Below are 17,618 nucleotides of genomic sequence, written 5' to 3' on the forward strand. Positions count from 1 at the left end.
AACCGCAGGCAACACCGGGCCTCGCCCCGAGCGGCGGAGCCCCGAGCGCAGTCGGTGTCAGCTGGATTTCTGCGGCGGGGGTTCCGGATGCGGCGGGGGCGCCCGTGCGACGGGGGCCGGGAACGGTGTCGCCGCCGCGGCGCGGACCGGGAGCGTCCTCGGATCGGCGGGCCGCGGGAGTCGAGCGCTCGGACGGGATCGAGGAGGCGGCGGGTCGGGGCGACGACGAAGGCTCGATCCGGCGCGCAGCCTGCTGCTCATCGGCCGCGCGGGGGGCCGGCGCGGGCGCGGCTGCGGCGGGGAGGGATTCGGTCGGGCGAGGCGCCTCGGCAGACGGGGTGGTGTTCTGGTCCGCTGGGCGAGCGGCCTGCTCCGACCCGATGATCGGGGTCGCTTCCGTCGCAGCCCGGCGGGCCTCTCGAGCTGCTCGGCGCGACGGAGGCGCGGCATCCGTCTGCGGTGCGGACTCCCGCGAGCTGCGGGCGCCGGTGCGGGGGTCGGGCAGGCGCCCGTAAAGATCCGCGAACGGATCGTTCTCGGGGGGCTGGTTCTCGGGCATGTCAGGCGGGCTCCTGTCCCGGTGTGACGGTGGGTCCGGCCGGCTCGCCAGACTGTCGCTCCACGTCGAGCGCCTGCTGCAGAAGGACCACAGCGGCGACTTGGTCCACAATGCTACGAGAATCCCGCTGGGAACGCCCTGCTTCTCTCAACACGCCGTGCGCCGAGACCGTACTCAGCCGTTCGTCGACCAGCCGCACGGGCATGGGGAGCGCCTCCGCCAGAGCAGCCGCGAACGTCCGGGCGTCGGTGGTCGATGCCGTGTCCTCCCCGCGCAGGTTGAGGGGCAGCCCGACCAGGATCTCGAAGGCCTCGTACTCCGCCGCGAGAGCCGCGATCCGGCGGATCGGCTCCCCCTTGCGGGGTACGGTCTCGACCGGAACGGCCAGCACCCCGTCCGGATCCGACCGTGCCACGCCCACGCGGGCACGCCCGACGTCGATACCGAACCGGATTCCGCGCCGGAACACCGTCACGCGGTGGTCGCCCGCACGTCCGCGACGATGCCGTCGAGCGCCTGCGGCAGAGCAGTGGCATCCGTCCCGCCACCCTGGGCGACATCGGGACGTCCGCCGCCGCCGCCGCCGAGCACGCCCGCGGCGTTCTTCGCCAGGGCACCGGCGGCGAGACCCCGCTCGCGCGCGGCGTCGTTGGTGACGACGACGACCGTCGCACGGCCACCCGCGACGCTCGCGAGAGCGACGACCGCCGGGTCGGTGCCCAGGCGGTCGCGCACCTGCAGGGCGAGCGAGCGCACGTCGTCGGCCGACGCGCCCTCGCCCAGGCTCTGCGCGACGACGCGCACGGTACCGACGGCGACGGCCGACTCGACCAGCTGCGGAAGGCGGCCGGTCAGGGCCTGTGCCTCGAAGGCGGCGATCTTCTTCTCGGCGGCCTTGAGGTTGGCGGCCAGCTCCGCGATGCGCGTGGGCAGCTGCTCGCGCGGGGTCTTCAGGCTCGAGCTCAGCTGCGACACGATCGCGCGCTCGGCGGCGAGGTCGCGGAAGGCGTCGAGGCCGACGAGGGCCTCCACGCGGCGGTTGGATGCGCCGACCGACTGCTCGCCGACGAGGTTGACCAGGCCGATCTCGGCGCTGCGGGCGACGTGGGTGCCACCGCACAGCTCGCGCGACCAGGGGCCGCCGATGTCGACCATGCGCACGGTGTCGCCGTACTTCTCGCCGAACAGCGCCATGGCGCCGGCGGCCTTCGCCTCGTCGAGCGACATCACGCGCGTGGTGACCTCGAGGTTGTCGCGGACGGCGTTGTTGGCGATGTCCTCGATCTCGGTGCGGGTCTCGGGCGACAGCGCCGAGCCCCAGCTGAAGTCGAAGCGCATGTAGCCGGCGCGGTTGAGTGAACCGGTCTGCGTCGCCGTCTTGCCGAGCGTGTCGCGGATCGCCGCGTGCACGAGGTGCGTGGCGGTGTGCGCCTGCTGGGCGGCGTGGCGGTTCAGCGCGTCGACGACCGTCGTCGCGGGGGCGCCGACCGACACCTCGCCCGAGGTGACCTCGACGGTGTGGCTGACCAGGCCCGGAACGGGGCGCTGCACGTCGAGCACCTCGAGCTCGTAGCCCGGGCCGACGATGACGCCCTTGTCGGCGACCTGGCCGCCCGACTCCGCGTACAGGGCGGTCTCGGCGAGGATGACCTCAGCGATCTGGCCCTCCGACGCGCGGTCGGTGCCCTGGCCCTGCACGAGGATGCCGAGGATCTTCGATTCCGTCTGCATCTCGGTGTAGCCGGTGAACACCGTCTCACCGAGCGCGCGGAACTCGCGGTACGCGCTCTGATCGGCGATCGCCCCCTTGCGGGCGCGCGCGTCGGCCTTGGCGCGCGTGCGCTGCTCGAGCATGAGGGTGTCGAAGGCCGCACGATCGACCGACAGCCCGGCCTCTTCGGCGATCTCGAGGGTGAGGTCGATCGGGAACCCGTAGGTGTCGTGCAGCAGGAACGCCTCGGAGCCCGACAGGGTGGTGCCGCCGCCGTTCTTGGCCTCGACGACCGACTGGTCGAGGATCGCGGATCCGGCGGCCAGCGTGCGCAGGAACGTCTGCTCCTCGGCGATCGCGTAGGCCGAGAGGCGCGCGTAGTCGGCCTCGACCTCGGGGTACGACTCCTTCATCGCGTCGCGCGAGGCGGCGAACAGCTCGGGGAAAGTCGCGCCCTCGACGCCCAGCAGACGCATCGAGCGGATCGCGCGGCGCATGATGCGGCGCAGGATGTAGCCGCGGCCTTCGTTCGAGGGGGTCACGCCGTCGGCGAGCAGCATGAGCGAGGAGCGCACGTGGTCGGCGACGATGCGCAGCCGCACGTCGTCGTCGTGCGACTCCTGGCCGTACGACTTGCCGGCGAGCTTCGCGGCCAGGTCGAGCACGGGGCGCACCTGGTCGGTCTCGTACATGTTGTCGACGCCCTGCTTGATGAACGCGATGCGCTCCAGGCCCATGCCGGTGTCGATGTTCTTGGCGGGGAGTTCGCCGACGATGTCGAAGTCATACTTCGAGCGCACGTTCGTGATCTCGTACTGCATGAACACGAGGTTCCAGATCTCGACGTAGCGGTCGTCGTCGGTCGCGGGACCGCCGTCGATGCCGTACGCGGGGCCGCGATCGAAGAAGATCTCCGAGCAGGGGCCGGCGGGGCCCGGCAGGCCGGTCGACCAGTAGTTCGTGTCCTTGCCGAGGCGCTGGATGCGCTCGTCGGGCAGAGTGCTGAGCTTCAGCCAGAGGTCGCGCGCCTCGTCGTCCTCTTCGTAGACGGTGACCCACAGGTCCTTCGGGTCGAAGGCGAGTCCGCCCTCCGACTCGGGCGCGGTGAGCAGCTCCCACGCGAAGCGGATCGCGTCTTCCTTGAAGTAGTCGCCGAACGACCAGTTGCCGAGCATCTGGAAGAAGGTGCCGTGACGCGGGGTCTTGCCGACTTCTTCGATGTCGTTAGTGCGGATGCACTTCTGCACGTCGGCCGCGCGCGGGTACGGCGGCGGGACGACACCGCTGAGGTAAGGGATGAAGGGCACCATGCCCGCCACGGTGAACAGCAGGGCCGGGTCGTCGGTGACGAGCGAGGCCGAGGGGACGATCGTGTGGTTCTTCTTCTCGAAGAAGTCGAGGAAGCGCTGGGCGATCTCGGCGGTTTTCATGGCGGGTCTTTCCGTACGCATGCGGATCCGCCCCACGTGCCGGGGGCGGGAGGCCGGAGGGGGTCAGTCGGAGGAGGAAACGGCCTTCTTGGCCGCGGCGGCGGCGGATTCCACCGCGTCGCCGGTCTTGTCGACAGCGGAGGAGGCGACGCCCTTGGCGTCGTCGATGATCTCGGAGAGACGGTTCTCCTGCTGGTGGTAGGCGTCGCTCATGTGGTCGGTGAATTCACCGATGCGCGAGTCGAGCTGCGCGAGCAGCTCCTGACCGCGGGGGTCCTTGTTGACGAGATGGGCGGCGACGAAACCGCCGGCGATACCCAGCGCGAACCAGACGAGGCTTTTCACGATCACCACTTCTTCCTCGATACGACGCCGCGATCACGGCATTCCCCATCGTAGGCGAGGGGCCCCGCGCTACGCACAAGGCAGACCTGTGTATGCCGCGTCTCCGGCGTCCATCCCGCCGACGGCCCCCATCGCGCACCCGCGCCGGCACCGTCCGGGACAGCCGCATCGACTCCCCCGCGGCCGGTTGCCGCGTATGGTCGGCGGCTCGGCGGAGCATGCGCCATCTCGGGCACACGAATCCACGGCGTGCGCGTTCGGTTGCCGCGTATGGTCGGCGGCTCGGCGGAGATGCGCCATTTCGGGCAAACGAATCAACGCCGTGCGCGTTCGGTTGCCGCCTATGGTGGACGGCTCGGCGGAGCATGCGCCATCTCGGGCAGATGACTTCACGGCGTGCGCATTCGATCGCCGCAAACGGTCATCGGGGCCGGGCAAGACCCGCCGTCTGGGGCAAACGAATCCAGCGCGAGCAGAGCGCGCCCCGGGACGACGAAGGGCCGCGCGAGAGCGCGACCCGAAAAAGGCGAAGGGCCGCGCGAGAGCACGCCCCGAAAACGGCGAAGGGCGCCGGGAGAACCCGACGCCCTTCGTGTGCTCGCTGGGATCAGCGGGCGGCGTAGTACTCGACGACGAGCTGCACGTCACACGTGACGGGCACCTCGGCGCGCTTGGGGCGACGCACGAGCTTCGCCTGCAGCGTGGAGAGGTCGACCTCGAGGTAGCCCGGAACGGGGGGCAGCACTTCGGCGTGCCCACCGGCGGCGGCGACCTGGAAGGGCTCGAGGCCCTCGCTCTTGGTCTTGACGTGGATCAGCTGACCCGGCTTCACGCGGAACGACGGGCGGTCCACGAGCTGGCCGTCGACCATGATGTGGCGGTGCACGACGAGCTGGCGAGCCTGCGCGGTGGTGCGGGCGAAGCCCGAACGCACGACGAGGGCGTCCAGACGCATCTCGAGCAGCTCGACCAGGTTCTCACCGGTCAGGCCGTCGGTGCGGCGGGCCTCGTTGAACGCGATGCGAAGCTGCTTCTCGCGGATGCCGTACTGCTCGCGCAGACGCTGCTTCTCACGGAGACGGACGGCGTAGTCGCTGTCGGCCTTGCGCTTGGTGCGGCCGTGCTCGCCGGGAGCGTAGGGACGCTTCTCGAGGTAGCGGGCGGCCTTGGGGGTGAGTGCGACGCCGAGGGCGCGCGACAGACGCACCTTGCGGCGGTCCTGAGACTTCGTGGTCACGAAGTTCTCCTTCCGATGACGTGGCCGCGCCTTTCACGGCTCACGGGCGTATCGCCCCCTTCCGCCCGATCCGAAGCGCACGCCGGGGCGCACCGGAAGGTGATCACAGGAAGGAGGGGATGCCCGAAAACCCTGTTTCGAGCCGATTCATGCTATCAGAGCGGGCCGGGCGCATTCCGGATGCCGTGTCACCGACCCTCGAGGATGCGACGGATCTTCTCGAGGCGTGCCGAGACGTCGCGTTCGGCACCGTGACTGGTGGGTTCGTAGTACCGCTTGCCGACGAGCTCGTCGGGCAGGTACTGCTGCGTGACGATGCCGATGTCGCTGTCGTGCGCGTACTTGTAGCCCTTGCCGTGTCCGAGGCGTCTGGCCCCGGGATAGTGCGCGTCGCGCAGGTGCATCGGCACGCGACCGAAGCCGCCGGCGCGCACGTCGGCGATCGCGGCGTTGATGGCGTTGTAGGCGGCGTTCGACTTTGCGGTCGTGGCCAGGTACACCGTGGCCTCGGCGAGCGGGATCCGCCCCTCGGGCATGCCGATGAACGCCACCGCGTCGGCCGCGGCCACCGCGATCTGCAGGGCCTGCGGGTCGGCCATGCCGATGTCCTCGGCGGCCGAGATGACCAGGCGCCGCGCGATGAAGCGGGGGTCCTCCCCCGCCTCGATCATGCGCGCGAGGTAGTGGATCGCGGCATCCGGATCCGACCCCCGCACCGACTTGATGAAGGCACTGATGACGTCGTAGTGCTCGTCTCCCTGCCGGTCGTAGCGCAGCAGGGCGCGGTCGACGGCCTGGGCGATGTGGTCGGCGGTGATGACGGGCAGTTCGTCGCCCTCGCCCGTGAACGGGCCGGGGTCCTGTTCGTCGTCGTCTTCGTCTTCGTCGTCGTCATCGTCGCGGGCCGCAGAAGCCGGGGCCCCCGCGTCGTCACCCGCGACCGAAGCCGCGGCCTCGAGGGCGGTGAGAGCGCGTCGCGCGTCACCCGAGGCTAGACGCACCAGGGCCGCCCGGGCGTCGTCGTCGAGCACCACCCGACCGGCCAGACCACGCGGGTCGGTCACGGCCCGGTCGACGAGAGCACCGAGGTCGTCGTCGCCGAGCGGGCGGAGGGTGAGGAGAAGAGAGCGCGAAAGCAAGGGAGAGATGACCGAGAACGACGGGTTCTCGGTGGTGGCGGCGATCAACACGACCCAGCCGTTCTCGACACCCGGCAGCAGGGCGTCCTGCTGCGCCTTGGTGAAGCGGTGGATCTCGTCGAGGAAGAGGATGGTCGACTGGCCGTACAGATCTCGCTGCGTCAGCGCTTCTTGCATGACCTCGCGCACGTCTTTGACACCCGCCGTGATGGCGGAGAGCTCGACGAAACGCCGCCCGGACGACCGGGCGATCGCCTGCGCCAGCGTGGTCTTGCCGGTGCCGGGCGGACCCCACAGGATGACCGAGGCGGCCGAGACGGATGCCGAGGAGTCGGTCGTCGCGAGAGTGACCAGCGGCGACCCGGGGCGCAGCAGATGTCCTTGGCCGGCCACCTCGTCGAGGCTCACCGGCCGCATGCGCACCGCCAGCGGCGTCTGGCCTTGGAAGAGCGCGGAGGAAGGGGTCACGTGTCCAGGCTAACCGGGGCCTCCGACACGGGGACCTCCCGTGCCCCCGCCGCGATCCGAGACACCCCGACCGCTGTTTGTAGGATCGAGGGGCCCGGACGGGCGGAGGAGGTCGATGTGGCGGCGCGTGGGAAAGACCGGCGGACCCGAGAGCAGCGCGAGCGTGCGCGCGCCTACCAGGCTCGACTCGAGCTCCACGACCGTCAGGGACGCCGCCGCACCCGTGACAACCTCATCGGCCTGATCGTCGGGCTCCTCGTGATCGCCGGGGCGATCGCCCTGCAGACGGCGTACTTCGTGACCGGCCCCGGAGCGCCGACCCCCGAACCGTCGTCGACGGTCAGCCCCGAGACCCCCGTCCCGACCGAGATCCCGGCCCCGCTACCCTCGGAGCCGACCGCACCCTGAGCGATCCTCCCGCGCCGCCGGATCGGCGGCGTGGCGGGGCGGGAACGACGATCCTGTGTCGGAGCGGTCGCGCGTACTAGGCTCGGAGGGTCCTTCTCCCCCAGGCGGTTCTGCCGCGATGAGGTGCTACCCGTGACTTCCGCTCCCACTCCCGAGACCTCCGACCCGCGCGACGACGCGAGCACCGCCGAGGTCGATCCCACCGCCACGACCCCGGTCGAGGCGGAAACCGACGCTCCCGACGCCGTTCCGGCCGAGGACCCCTCCGCTCCCGACGCCGACGCCTCGTCCGACGACCCGTCGCTCGACGAGCAGTCGACGGATGCCGCTGACCCCGCGCCCCCCGCCGAGCCCACCGCTGAGGAGCCCGCTGCCGAAGAGCTCGCTGCCGATGCGCCGGCTGCCGAAGCGTCGGCCGAAGACGAAGAGGCCGCCACGTCCGAGGGCGACGCCGCTCCCGCCGAGCAGTCCGTCGCCGCGCAGCCCGCCGCCCCGCGTCCCGGCGTCCGACTCCCCGGACCCCCTCCCGGCAAGACCGCGTCCACCTCGGCCACCCAGCCCTGGGGCCGCGTCGACGACGAGGGAACCGTCTCGGTCCGCGAGGGCGACGATTGGCGCGTCGTGGGTCAGTACCCCGACGGCACGCCGGCCGAGGCGCTGGCCTACTTCCAGCGCAAGTTCTCGGACCTGGCCGGTGAGGTCACGCTGATCGAGACGCGCCACCGTCGCGGAGGCGCCTCGGCGTCGGATCTGCGTTCGACGGCGAAGACCCTTCGCGGCAAGCTCGAGGGTGCGGCCGCGGTGGGCGACCTCGCCGCTCTCATCGCCCGCGTCGACGCCCTCACCGCAGAGCTCGCCGAAGCGAGTGAGACCGAGGCCGTCGCCGCCAAGCAGGCCACTGAAGAGGCCGTGCGCGAGCGCACCGCGATCGTCGAAGAGGCCGAGGCCCTCGCCGCCCGCGACCCGCAGACGGTCCAGTGGAAGCAGATGACCGCCGACATGACGGCGCTGTTCGACCGGTGGCAGGCCCACCAGCAGAACGGTCCCCGCCTGTCGAAGTCGACCGCGCAGCAGCTGTGGCGCCGCTTCCGCGACGCGCGCGCCACAGTCGATCGTCACCGCCGCGAGTTCTTCTCGTCGCTCGACGAGACCCACAAGGCGGCCCGCGAGGCCAAGACGCGTCTCGTCGAGCGCGCCGAGGCCCTCGCCCCGCGTGGCGAAGACGGGATCGGGGCGTACCGCGACCTCCTCGACGCGTGGAAGGCCTCGGGCCGCGCCGGCCGCAAGGTCGATGACGCGCTGTGGGCTCGGTTCAAGGCCGCCGGCGACGCGCTCTACGGAGCCCGCATCGAGCGCGAGTCCGCCGACGCCGAGGCCTCCAAGGAGAAGATCGAGCAGAAGCGCGCCCTCCTCGAGCAGGCCGCGCCGATCGTCGACGAGAAGAACCTCGCCACGGCCCGTCAGAAGCTGACCGCCATCCAGCGTCAGTGGGACGAGATCGGACGCATCTTCCCGCGCGACAAGGAGCGCGTCCTCGACGACGAGCTCCGCAAGATCGAGCAGAGCGTGCGCACCCGCGAAGACGCCGACTGGAAGCGCAACGACCCCGAGCAGAAGGCCCGCGCCAACGACATGACGCGTCAGCTCACCGACGCGATCGACAAGCTCGAGGCCGAGCTGGCCGAGGCCGAGTCGCGCGGCGACAAGCGTGCCGCCGCGCAGGCGTCGGAGGCGCTCGAAGCGCGTCGCACCTGGCTGCGCGCCCTCGGCGGCTGATCGGGTTCTCCACAGTTCGACGGTTCGACCGTCACGGGCGACACCGCTCCGTCACACTGACGGGATGGTGTCGCCCTTTCTGTTCTTCCCCGGGGAGCGTCTCGCGTTGACCGAGCTCAGCGCGGCGTGCCTCGACGGCCTGCTTGTGCCGCTCGGCGAGGGTTTCATGCCGGCCGACGCGGTCGAGACGGTCTGGATGCGGGCACGGAGCCTGTCTCCTCTGCTCGGCGAACGGTGGGCCGGGGTGCGGCTGACGGCGGCGTGGGTGCACGGCGGCACGGCGACCGAGCCGAGACGGCATCACCTCCAGCGGGTGGGGCCGACGCGGACGCGCGCGCGTGACGCGACCCGGGCGGTGTTCCACGACGTGAGACTCCCGGCCGCCGACACGACCCTCGTGGCGGGTGTTCACCTCAGCACACCGGGGCGAACGCTCGCCGACCTGGCGCGTTCCGACGACGAGGGTGAGCGTGCCGCGGCGATCGAGTGGGCGGCATCCGATGTCGAATCGCGACACGAGGCCCAGGCATGGCTGGCCCGGCACCCGACGTTCCCGTACGGGAGGAGGGGCGCAGCGCTCCTGGCCGACGTCGCGGCGCAGGGGTGATCCGTCCCCCGTGCTACGACGAGGTGACGCGGTACACGTCGTAGACCGCGTCGATGCGCCGCACGGCGTTGAGTACACGGTCGAGGTGCACGGTGTCGCCCATCTCGAACACGAACTTGCTGAGCGCGAGGCGATCGTTCGTGGTCGACACGGTCGCCGAGAGGATGTTCACGTGGTGCTCGCTCAGCACGCGCGTGACGTCGCTCAACAGCCCCGAGCGGTCGAGGGCCTCGACCTGGATCTGCACCAGGAAGACGCTCTTCGTCGTCGGCGCCCACTCGACGTCGATCAGACGATCGGGCTCCTCCTTCAGCGACTTCACGTTCGTGCAGTCGCCGCGGTGGACCGACACCCCGCTGCCGCGCGTAACGAAACCGACGATCTCGTCGCCCGGAACGGGGGTGCAGCACTTGGCGAGCTTGACGAGGATGTCGGGGGCTCCACGCACGAGGACGCCGGAGTCGCCGCCACGCGGAGCACGGCTGCGGCCGACGGGGATGTCGATGGGGCCGGTGCTGGTCTCTTCGACGTTGACGAGAGCGGTGACCTTCTCGATCACCGATTGCGTGGAGACGTGCCCCTCGCCGACCGCGGCGTAGAGCGCGGAGACGTCCTCGTAGTGGAAGAGTCGGGCGACCTCGGTGAACGAATCCTGGTTCATGAGGCGCTGCAGGGGCAGGTTCTGCCGACGCATGGCGCGGGCGATCGAGTCCTTGCCCTGCTCGATGGCCTCTTCGCGGCGTTCCTTCGTGAACCAGCCGCGGATCTTGTTGCGCGCGCGGGTGCTCTTGACGAAACCGAGCCAGTCCTGGCTGGGGCCGGCATCGGGGTTCTTCGAGGTGAACACCTCGACGACGTCGCCGCTCTGGAGGGTCGACTCGAGCGGCACCAGGCGGCCGTTGACCTTGGCGCCCATCGTGCGGTGACCGATCTCGGTGTGCACGGCGTACGCGAAGTCGACCGGGGTCGCGCCGGTGGGAAGGCCCACCACGCGTCCCTTCGGGGTGAAGACGTAGACCTCTTTCGCGCCGATCTCGAAGCGGAGCGAGTCGAGGAACTCGCCCGGGTCGGCGGTCTCGGCCTGCCAGTCGGAGATGTGAGCGATCCACGCCATGTCGGCGTCGACGGCCTTGGCGTCGGCCTTCCCGCCCGCCATCCGCTCTTTGTACTTCCAGTGCGCGGCGACGCCGAACTCCGCCTGCTGGTGCATCTCGTGCGTGCGGATCTGGATCTCGACCGTGCGCCCGCCGGGGCCGATCACCGTGGTGTGCAGCGACTGGTACAGGTTGAACTTGGGCGTGGCGATGTAGTCCTTGAAACGGCCAGGCAGCGGTGTCCACCGCGCGTGGATCGCACCGAGCACGGCGTAGCAATCGCGCACGGTGCCGACCAGGATTCGGATGCCGATGAGGTCGTAGATGTCGTCGAACTCGCGACCGCGGACCACCATCTTCTGGTACACGGAGTACAGCTGCTTGGGTCGGCCCATCACCCGGCCGCGAACGCGGAGTTCGCGTAGGTCCGCGTCGACGGCGTCGATGACGTTCTGCACGTACTGCTCGCGCTGGGGCGTGCGCTGCTTGACCAGGCTGTCGATCTCGGCGTAGAGCTTGGGGTGCATCACCGCGAACGACAGGTCCTCGAGTTCGCTCTTGATCGCCTGGATGCCGAGGCGATGCGCGAGCGGAGCGTAGATCTCGAGGGTTTCCGTGGCCTTCTTCGCGGCCTTGTGCGGCGGCACGAATCCCCAGGTGCGCGCGTTGTGCAGTCGGTCGGCGAGCTTGATGAGCAGCACGCGGATGTCTTTCGACATCGCCACGATCATCTTGCGGACCGTCTCGGCCTGCGCGCTGTCGCCGTACTTGACCTTGTCGAGCTTGGTGACGCCGTCGACGAGCATCGCGACCTCGTCGCCGAAGTCGGCGGCGAGCTCGTCGAGCGGATAGCCCGTGTCTTCGACGGTGTCGTGCAGCAGCGCGGCGGCGATCGCCTTGGGGCCGAGGCCGAGCTCGGCCAGGATCTGCGCGACCGCCAGGGGGTGCGTGATGTACGGCTCGCCGCTCTGCCGCTTCTGCCCGTCGTGCGCCTTGTCGGCCACGGCGTAGGCGCGCTCGATGATCGCGAGGTCGCCCTTGGGGTGATGCGTGCGGACCGTGCGGAGCAGCTTGTCGACGTCGTCACGACGGGCCGCGCGCGAGAAGATTCGCGGAACCAGCCGTCGCAGAGAGGACGGCGGCGGCGCGGAGGAAGCGGTCTCGGTCATCGCTACCCCTTCCTTACGGCCAGTAGATCGATTCTATGCCTCGCGGCGGGGGTCCCAGGTGCGGGCCCGAGGGGCGGGAGCCCCGGCCGTCAGGCCGGGACGCCCGCCTTCTCACGGGCCGACACGACGCGGGCGTCGCGCAGAGCGATCGGCTTCTCCTTCTCGCGCAGCAGCGCGTACATCGGCACGGCGACGAACAGCGTCGAGTACGCGGCGACGATCGTGCCGACGAAGATCGACAGCGAGATATCGCTGAGCGTGCGCGCACCGAGCGGCACACCGATGAAGAGGATCGCGCCCACCGGCAGGATGGCGACCACCGTGGTGTTGATCGAGCGGATCAGCGTCTGGTTGGCGGCGAGGTTCACCGACTCCGAGAACGTGCGTCCGGAGATCTCGCCGTCCTCTCTGGTGTTCTCCCTCACCTTGTCGAAGACGACCGTCGTGTCGTACAGCGCGTAGGACAGGATCGTGAGGAAGCCGATGACGGCAGCCGGCGAGATCTCGAATCCGAAGACGGCGTAGACGCCGATCGTGATGACGAGGACGTCGACGAGGCCGATGATCGCGGCGACCGACATCTTCCAGGTGCGGAAGTACAGCGCGAGGATGAGGAACGTCAACGCGAGGAAGATCGACAGACCCCAGAGCGACTGGCGCGTGACGTCGTTGCCCCAGGTCGGTCCGATGAACGAGTTGGTGATCTCGGATGCCGGCACCTTGTAGGCGGTCGCGAGGGCTGCGGAGACGGCCTGCGTCTGGTCGTTGTCCAACTGGTCGGTCTGCACGCGGACCGACTGGTCGCTGATCGTGGTGACGCGGGTCGTCGCGTCCGGAACCACCGACGTCACGGCCTGCGTCGCAAGGCCCTGATCGAACGTCGACGGGTTCGAGACCGTGAACTGCGAGCCGCCCGTGAACTCGATCGAGAACTGCACGGGGCGGATGAACGGCACGAGGGCCGCACCGATGACCAGAACCGCGGCGATGATGAACCAGAGGCGCCGACGCTGCACGAACGGGAAGGACGTCTTCCCCGAGTAGAGGTCGTTACCGAGCTGCGACATGGAGCGCATCAGTCGTCTCCCTCCTTCGTGGAGCGGCTATCGCCGCGGCTGGCGGCGGCCAGCTCGGCCTGCTTGCGTTCGGCGATCGTCTGTCGACGCTGCGCCTCGCCGCGCGACTTCTTCACCCGGCCCGCCTCGACCACGGGGGCGCGGAACTGCGCGCGTCCGCGGTAGACGGCGCCGAGCGCGTTCGGGTCCATGCCCGACAGGGGGTGACCCGAGCCGAAGAAACGCGTGCGAGCGAGCAGCTGCATCACCGGGTGGGTGAACAGGATGAAGATGAGGATGTCGATGGCCGTCGTGAGACCCAGGGTGAACGCGAAGCCCTTCACCGTGGCATCCGCGAGGATGTACAGCACCACCGCCGCGAGGATGTTGATCGACTTCGAGATGTAGATCGTGCGCTTGGCGCGCGACCATCCGTCTTCGACGGCTGCCGTGATCGACTTGCCGTCACGCAGTTCGTCTCGTATTCGCTCGAAGTAGACGATGAAGGAGTCCGCCGTGAAGCCGATGGTGACGATCAGGCCGGCCACACCCGCGAGCGAGAGTCGGAAGCCGGCACGCCACGCGAGGATGCACAGGGCGAGATAGGTCAGGACGGCCATCACGCCGAGCGAAGCGATGATCACCGTGCCGAGCGCTCGATAGACGATCAGCGAGTAGATCGCCACCAGCCCGAGGCCGATGAGACCGGCGATGAAACCGACCTGCAGCTGCTGCGAGCCGAGCGTCGCCGACACGGTGTCGGAGCTGACCACCTGGAAGCTGAGCGGCAGCGCGCCGTACTTCAGCTGGTCGGCGAGGGCCTTGGACGACTCCTGCGTGAACGATCCCGTGATGCTGGGGCGACCGTCGACGATGATGCCGTTCATCGACGGCGCCGACAGGACGGACCCGTCGAGCACGAACGCGAACTGGTTCAGCGGCGGCTGCGCACCGTAGAGGCGCTGGCTGATCTCGGCGAACTTCTGCGTGCCCTGGTCGTTGAAGACGAGGTTGACCGCCCACTGCCCGGTGTTCTGCTCCTGGCCGTTGGTGGCGTTCGAGATGTCGGTGCCGTCGAGCTCGACGGGGCCGAGGATGTACTTCTGCCCGTCGTTCGTCCCGCACGTGATCATCGGCTGGTCGGCCGGGGCCTGCGCCGGGTTGCTCGGCGGGTTCGCGCAGTCGTACGCGAGGAACTGCGCCTGCAGGGCCGGGGTGATGTACGCCGGGTCGCTCGCGTTGGTGGGCGATGCGGTGGGCGTCGACGGCAGGTTCGGGTCGGGTGTCGGGTAGGGCGTGGTCACGCCGTCCTGACCCACGAACGTGGTCGCCGGCGAACCGGTGAACAGCACCGGGCGCAGCTGCAGCTGAGCCGAGGACTGAATGCGCTGTCGCGTGGCATCGTCTGCCTGGCCGGGGATCTGCACGACGATGTTGCGGCCACCCTCGGTGGCCACGTCGGCTTCACCCACGCCCGACGCGTCGACGCGCTGGCGGATGATCGTGACGGCCTGCGCCAGCTGTTCGCTGTCGGGCGCGGCGCCGTCGGTGGTCTGGGCTTGCAGGATGATCTGCGTGCCGCCCTGGAGGTCGAGCGCGAGCTCGGGGGTCCAGGAGCTGGCATTGAACACGTACACGCCCAGCGCGTTGATGCCGAAGAGCACGCCGGTGATGGCGAGCAATCCGGTCAAAACGCGCCAGGCGTGACGGACGGGAGTCGAGGGCGCCACGGAGTCGGCTTTCTGTGCGGCGGTGAACGAAAAGGCGGGAGAGGGCGATCAGACCGCGGGGCGGTCCTTGTCGTCACGCTCGGCGTCGGCGGCGTGCTGGCGGGCGGCACGCTGGTCGTCGCTGATCGAGGTGATGTCACCGTCGGCGACGCCGGCGATGTACTCGGCCTCGGTCTCTTCGGCTTCGATGTACTCGTCTTCGGTCACGGTGCCGGCAGCCGAGTCGACGATACGGAGGATGGCCTGGCTGTGCACCTTGATGACGACGCCGGGAGCGATCTCGACGTGCGCGGGCTTGTCGAGGTCTTCACCGTCGTACTCGACGATCGTGCCGTAGAGGCCGCCCTGCAGCAGCACCTCGGCACCGGGGACCGTCTCGCGGGCCTTCTGCTCGAGCTCGGCCTTCTGCTTCTTCATGCGACGGCGGGAGCTCAGGAACATGAAGACGAGCAGGCCCGCGAACAGAATGAGCAGGAGGAAACTGGAGTCCATGGAGGCGGTGCACCTTTCAGATCAGGCGCGCCGTGCGGCACTGCCTAGCGTGGGTCGGGGAATCCCTCGCCGAGTATAGGTCATGACCCCTGGCTGAACCGGAGCATGCCGTCCGGGTGAGGGGCTGCGAGGTGGTCGTAGGCCTCCGGAGTCGCCACGCGTCCGCGGGGAGTGCGGCCCATGAATCCGATCCGCACGAGGTAGGGCTCGACGACCGATTCGATGGTCTCGGGCTCTTCTCCCACGGCCACGGCGAGGGTGCTGAGCCCCACCGGTCCCCCGCGGAAGCGGCGGACGAGGGCGTCGAGGACGGCTCGGTCGAGGCGGTCGAGCCCGATGGCATCCACGTCGTAGAGATCGAGCGCGGCGCCCACCGTCCGCACGTCGGCGTGGCCCTCGTCGGTGCCGGTCGACGGACCGTTCACGACGAGATAGTCCCGGACACGCCGGAGCAGACGGTTCGCGATACGGGGCGTTCCCCGGGAGCGCCGGGCGATCTCGGAGCGCGCCGTGCCCGGGAGGCCGACATCGAGCATGGATGCCGAGCGCGAGACCACCCGCTCAAGCTCTTCGGGCTCGTAGTACTCGAGGTGGGCGGTGAAACCGAAGCGGTCGCGCAGAGGGTTCGGCAGCAGGCCCGCGCGTGTCGTGGCTCCCACCAGGGTGAAGGGGGCCAGGTCGAGGGGGATGCTGGTCGCTCCCGCGCCCTTGCCGACCATGATGTCGATGCGGAAGTCCTCCATCGCGAGATACAGCATCTCTTCGGCCGAGCGTGCCATGCGGTGGATCTCGTCGATGAAGAGCACCTCCCCCGGCGTGAGCGACGACAGCAGGGCCGCGAGGTCGCCCGCGTGCTGGATCGCCGGCCCGCTCGACAAGCGCAGCGGCCGCCCGCTCTCGTGCGCGACGATCATCGCGAGGGTGGTCTTGCCGAGCCCGGGAGGGCCGGAGAGCAGGATGTGGTCGGGAGAGCGCTGCTGGATGCGCGCGGCGTCGAGCAGGAGCTGCAGCTGGCCGCGAACCTTCTGCTGACCGACGAACTCGGCGAGGGAGGTGGGGCGCAGGGCCCCTTCGATCGCGAGTTCGACCTCGTCGTCGGGGGTCCCGGCGTCTCGGACGTCAGCCACTCACGCTCTCCTTGCGGGCCGGGCCCAGCAGGGCGAGCGTGAGTCGGAGCAACGACTGGACCGAGGCGCGGTCGGCCTCGGAGGCGGATTCGGCGACGGATGCCACGGCCTCGGCCGCCGTCCGTTCCGTCCAGCCCAGGCCCACGAGGGCCTGCGTGACCTGCAGGGGCACCTGGCCGTGCGCCGAGGCGGTGGCGGGAGCCGCGGAGGGCGCGACCTGGAGCTTGCCGGCGAGCTGCACCACGATGAGCTTGGCCGTCTTGGGGCCGATGCCCGAGACGCGTCGGAACGGGGCGTCGTCGTCGTCGGCCACGGCCTGGGCGATCTGCGGCACCGTGAGCGACGACAGCACCCCGAGCGCGGACTTCGGGCCGACGCCCGTCACGCTGATCAGCTGGGTGAAGACGGTCAGCTCTTCGCGAGCCTCGAAGCCGTAGAGCGACAGGGCGTCCTCGCGCACGATGAGGTTCGTGTGCAGGTGGATGTCGTCGCCGACGTGCACCGTGCGCGCGAGCTGGGCGGTGACCGCGACGGAGAAGCCGACTCCCCCGACCACGATGACCAGCGAGTCGTCGGCGACGTGAGCCGCCGTGCCGTGCAGCGAGGAGATCATCGGGCCAGCCTACGCGCCTGTTCGTACATGTGTTCGAGCGACACGCTTCGGCGGGGTCCGCTTCTTCTCGGCATCCCTCCAGGCCTTCTGAGCGGGGGTCAGCGCGTCATGGGCCGAGGCGCCGGCCGCTCCCCCGCGCCAGGCGTGACAGAGGGCGATCGCGAGGGCGTCTGCGGCATCCGCCGGCTGGGGAAGCGCGTCGAGGCGCAGCACGCGGGCGACCATCGTCTGCACCTGCAGCTTGTCGGCGGAGCCGTACCCGGTGATCGCGGCCTTGACCTCGCTGGGGGTGTGCGTCGCGGCCGTCAATCCGTGTTCGGCCGCGAGCAGCAGCGCGATGCCGCTGGCCTGGGCCGTGCCCATCACCGAGTGGAGGTTGTTCTGCGCGAAGACGCGCTCGACGGCGACCACATGCGGCTGATGGGTGACCAGCACGTCGCGGATGCCGGCGGCGATCGCCGCGAGACGCTTCTCGATCGGATCGGTGGGTGCGGAACGGGCGACGCCCACGTGCACGAGCGAGGCCGTGCGGTTCGGCGAGACGTCGACGACACCGAGGCCGCATCGGGTCAGGCCGGGGTCGATGCCGAGGACGCGGAGGGAACGAGACACGGCCCCCACGCTAAGCGCAGGGGCCGTGTCGAGATCGAGGGCGCGC

At 69.9% G+C, this 17,618-nt stretch carries 15 protein-coding genes; 3 read left to right on the top strand and 12 right to left on the bottom strand.

What is annotated here, in order from left to right:
- Positions 1 to 560: 560 nt before the first annotated feature.
- The 5 genes from ruvX to AB6V31_RS16625 all read right to left on the bottom strand — a co-directional run bounded on the left by ruvX (position 561) and on the right by AB6V31_RS16625 (position 6,889).
- Positions 561 to 1,034: a Holliday junction resolvase RuvX gene (ruvX, locus tag AB6V31_RS16605; RefSeq protein WP_369366987.1), complete on the bottom strand. Its 474-nt coding sequence runs from the start codon at positions 1,032 to 1,034 to the stop codon at positions 561 to 563.
- Positions 1,031 to 3,700, bottom strand: a complete 2,670-nt coding sequence (gene alaS / locus AB6V31_RS16610) for an alanine--tRNA ligase (protein ID WP_369366988.1) — start codon at positions 3,698 to 3,700, stop codon at positions 1,031 to 1,033. Before alaS ends, ruvX begins: the two co-directional genes overlap by 4 nt.
- A 63-nt stretch (positions 3,701 to 3,763) precedes the next feature.
- Positions 3,764 to 4,051, bottom strand: a complete 288-nt coding sequence (locus AB6V31_RS16615; RefSeq protein WP_074695157.1) for an ATPase — start codon at positions 4,049 to 4,051, stop codon at positions 3,764 to 3,766.
- 601 nt (positions 4,052 to 4,652) lie between these two features.
- Entirely contained in the window at positions 4,653 to 5,282 is a 630-nt protein-coding gene (rpsD, locus tag AB6V31_RS16620) for a 30S ribosomal protein S4 (RefSeq protein WP_056231683.1), read from the bottom strand.
- Positions 5,283 to 5,470: 188 nt separating this feature from the next.
- Positions 5,471 to 6,889 (bottom strand): replication-associated recombination protein A, encoded by a 1,419-nt coding sequence (locus AB6V31_RS16625; RefSeq protein ID WP_369366990.1) that lies wholly within the window; start codon positions 6,887 to 6,889, stop codon positions 5,471 to 5,473.
- A 117-nt stretch (positions 6,890 to 7,006) separates the two neighbouring features.
- Between AB6V31_RS16625 and AB6V31_RS16630 the strand changes: the two genes are divergently transcribed.
- The 3 genes from AB6V31_RS16630 (at position 7,007) to AB6V31_RS16640 (ending at position 9,680) form a co-directional block, all read left to right on the top strand.
- Positions 7,007 to 7,297, top strand: coding sequence for a dioxygenase (locus tag AB6V31_RS16630; protein WP_369366992.1), 291 nt, complete (start codon positions 7,007 to 7,009; stop codon positions 7,295 to 7,297).
- A gap of 132 nt (positions 7,298 to 7,429) precedes the next feature.
- Positions 7,430 to 9,073: a DUF349 domain-containing protein gene (locus tag AB6V31_RS16635; RefSeq protein WP_268103976.1), complete on the top strand. Its 1,644-nt coding sequence runs from the start codon at positions 7,430 to 7,432 to the stop codon at positions 9,071 to 9,073.
- Positions 9,074 to 9,137: 64 nt separating this feature from the next.
- Positions 9,138 to 9,680: a hypothetical protein gene (locus AB6V31_RS16640; protein ID WP_369366994.1), complete on the top strand. Its 543-nt coding sequence runs from the start codon at positions 9,138 to 9,140 to the stop codon at positions 9,678 to 9,680.
- 13 nt (positions 9,681 to 9,693) lie between these two features.
- On the opposite strand, the gene AB6V31_RS16645 is transcribed toward AB6V31_RS16640, so the two are convergent.
- The 7 genes from AB6V31_RS16645 to ruvC all read right to left on the bottom strand — a co-directional run bounded on the left by AB6V31_RS16645 (position 9,694) and on the right by ruvC (position 17,572).
- Entirely contained in the window at positions 9,694 to 11,943 is a 2,250-nt protein-coding gene (locus tag AB6V31_RS16645) for a bifunctional (p)ppGpp synthetase/guanosine-3',5'-bis(diphosphate) 3'-pyrophosphohydrolase (RefSeq protein WP_056231672.1), read from the bottom strand.
- A gap of 89 nt (positions 11,944 to 12,032) precedes the next feature.
- Positions 12,033 to 13,019 (bottom strand): protein translocase subunit SecF, encoded by a 987-nt coding sequence (secF, locus tag AB6V31_RS16650; protein WP_056231669.1) that lies wholly within the window; start codon positions 13,017 to 13,019, stop codon positions 12,033 to 12,035.
- Positions 13,019 to 14,728 (bottom strand): protein translocase subunit SecD, encoded by a 1,710-nt coding sequence (gene secD / locus AB6V31_RS16655; protein WP_074694943.1) that lies wholly within the window; start codon positions 14,726 to 14,728, stop codon positions 13,019 to 13,021. Before secD ends, secF begins: the two co-directional genes overlap by 1 nt.
- A gap of 48 nt (positions 14,729 to 14,776) precedes the next feature.
- Positions 14,777 to 15,220, bottom strand: coding sequence for a preprotein translocase subunit YajC (yajC, locus tag AB6V31_RS16660; RefSeq protein WP_056231662.1), 444 nt, complete (start codon positions 15,218 to 15,220; stop codon positions 14,777 to 14,779).
- A gap of 80 nt (positions 15,221 to 15,300) precedes the next feature.
- Positions 15,301 to 16,347, bottom strand: coding sequence for a Holliday junction branch migration DNA helicase RuvB (ruvB, locus tag AB6V31_RS16665; protein WP_369366997.1), 1,047 nt, complete (start codon positions 16,345 to 16,347; stop codon positions 15,301 to 15,303).
- A complete protein-coding gene (ruvA, locus tag AB6V31_RS16670) occupies positions 16,340 to 16,960 on the bottom strand; it encodes a Holliday junction branch migration protein RuvA (protein WP_279367044.1) in 621 nt (206 codons plus the stop codon). The genes ruvB and ruvA overlap by 8 nt, the downstream gene beginning before the upstream one ends.
- Positions 16,961 to 16,969: 9 nt before the next feature.
- Complete coding sequence (gene ruvC, locus AB6V31_RS16675; RefSeq protein WP_268103979.1) at positions 16,970 to 17,572, bottom strand: crossover junction endodeoxyribonuclease RuvC; 603 nt, start codon at positions 17,570 to 17,572, stop codon at positions 16,970 to 16,972.
- Positions 17,573 to 17,618 lie beyond the last annotated feature (46 nt).

Source organism: Microbacterium sp. 16-032, from assembly GCF_041079455.1.
GTDB lineage: Bacteria > Actinomycetota > Actinomycetes > Actinomycetales > Microbacteriaceae > Microbacterium > Microbacterium testaceum_A.

Bases quoted from the DNA above. Each gene is read 5' to 3' on its own strand.
- secF (WP_056231669.1), bottom strand. From the start codon at position 13,019: ATGCGCTCCATGTCGCAGCTCGGTAACGACCTCTACTCGGGGAAGACG.
- AB6V31_RS16645 (WP_056231672.1), bottom strand. From the start codon at position 11,943: ATGACCGAGACCGCTTCCTCCGCGCCGCCGCCGTCCTCTCTGCGACGG.
- ruvA (WP_279367044.1), bottom strand. From the start codon at position 16,960: ATGATCTCCTCGCTGCACGGCACGGCGGCTCACGTCGCCGACGACTCG.
- AB6V31_RS16640 (WP_369366994.1), top strand. From the start codon at position 9,138: ATGGTGTCGCCCTTTCTGTTCTTCCCCGGGGAGCGTCTCGCGTTGACC.
- alaS (WP_369366988.1), bottom strand. From the start codon at position 3,700: ATGAAAACCGCCGAGATCGCCCAGCGCTTCCTCGACTTCTTCGAGAAG.
- yajC (WP_056231662.1), bottom strand. From the start codon at position 15,220: ATGGACTCCAGTTTCCTCCTGCTCATTCTGTTCGCGGGCCTGCTCGTC.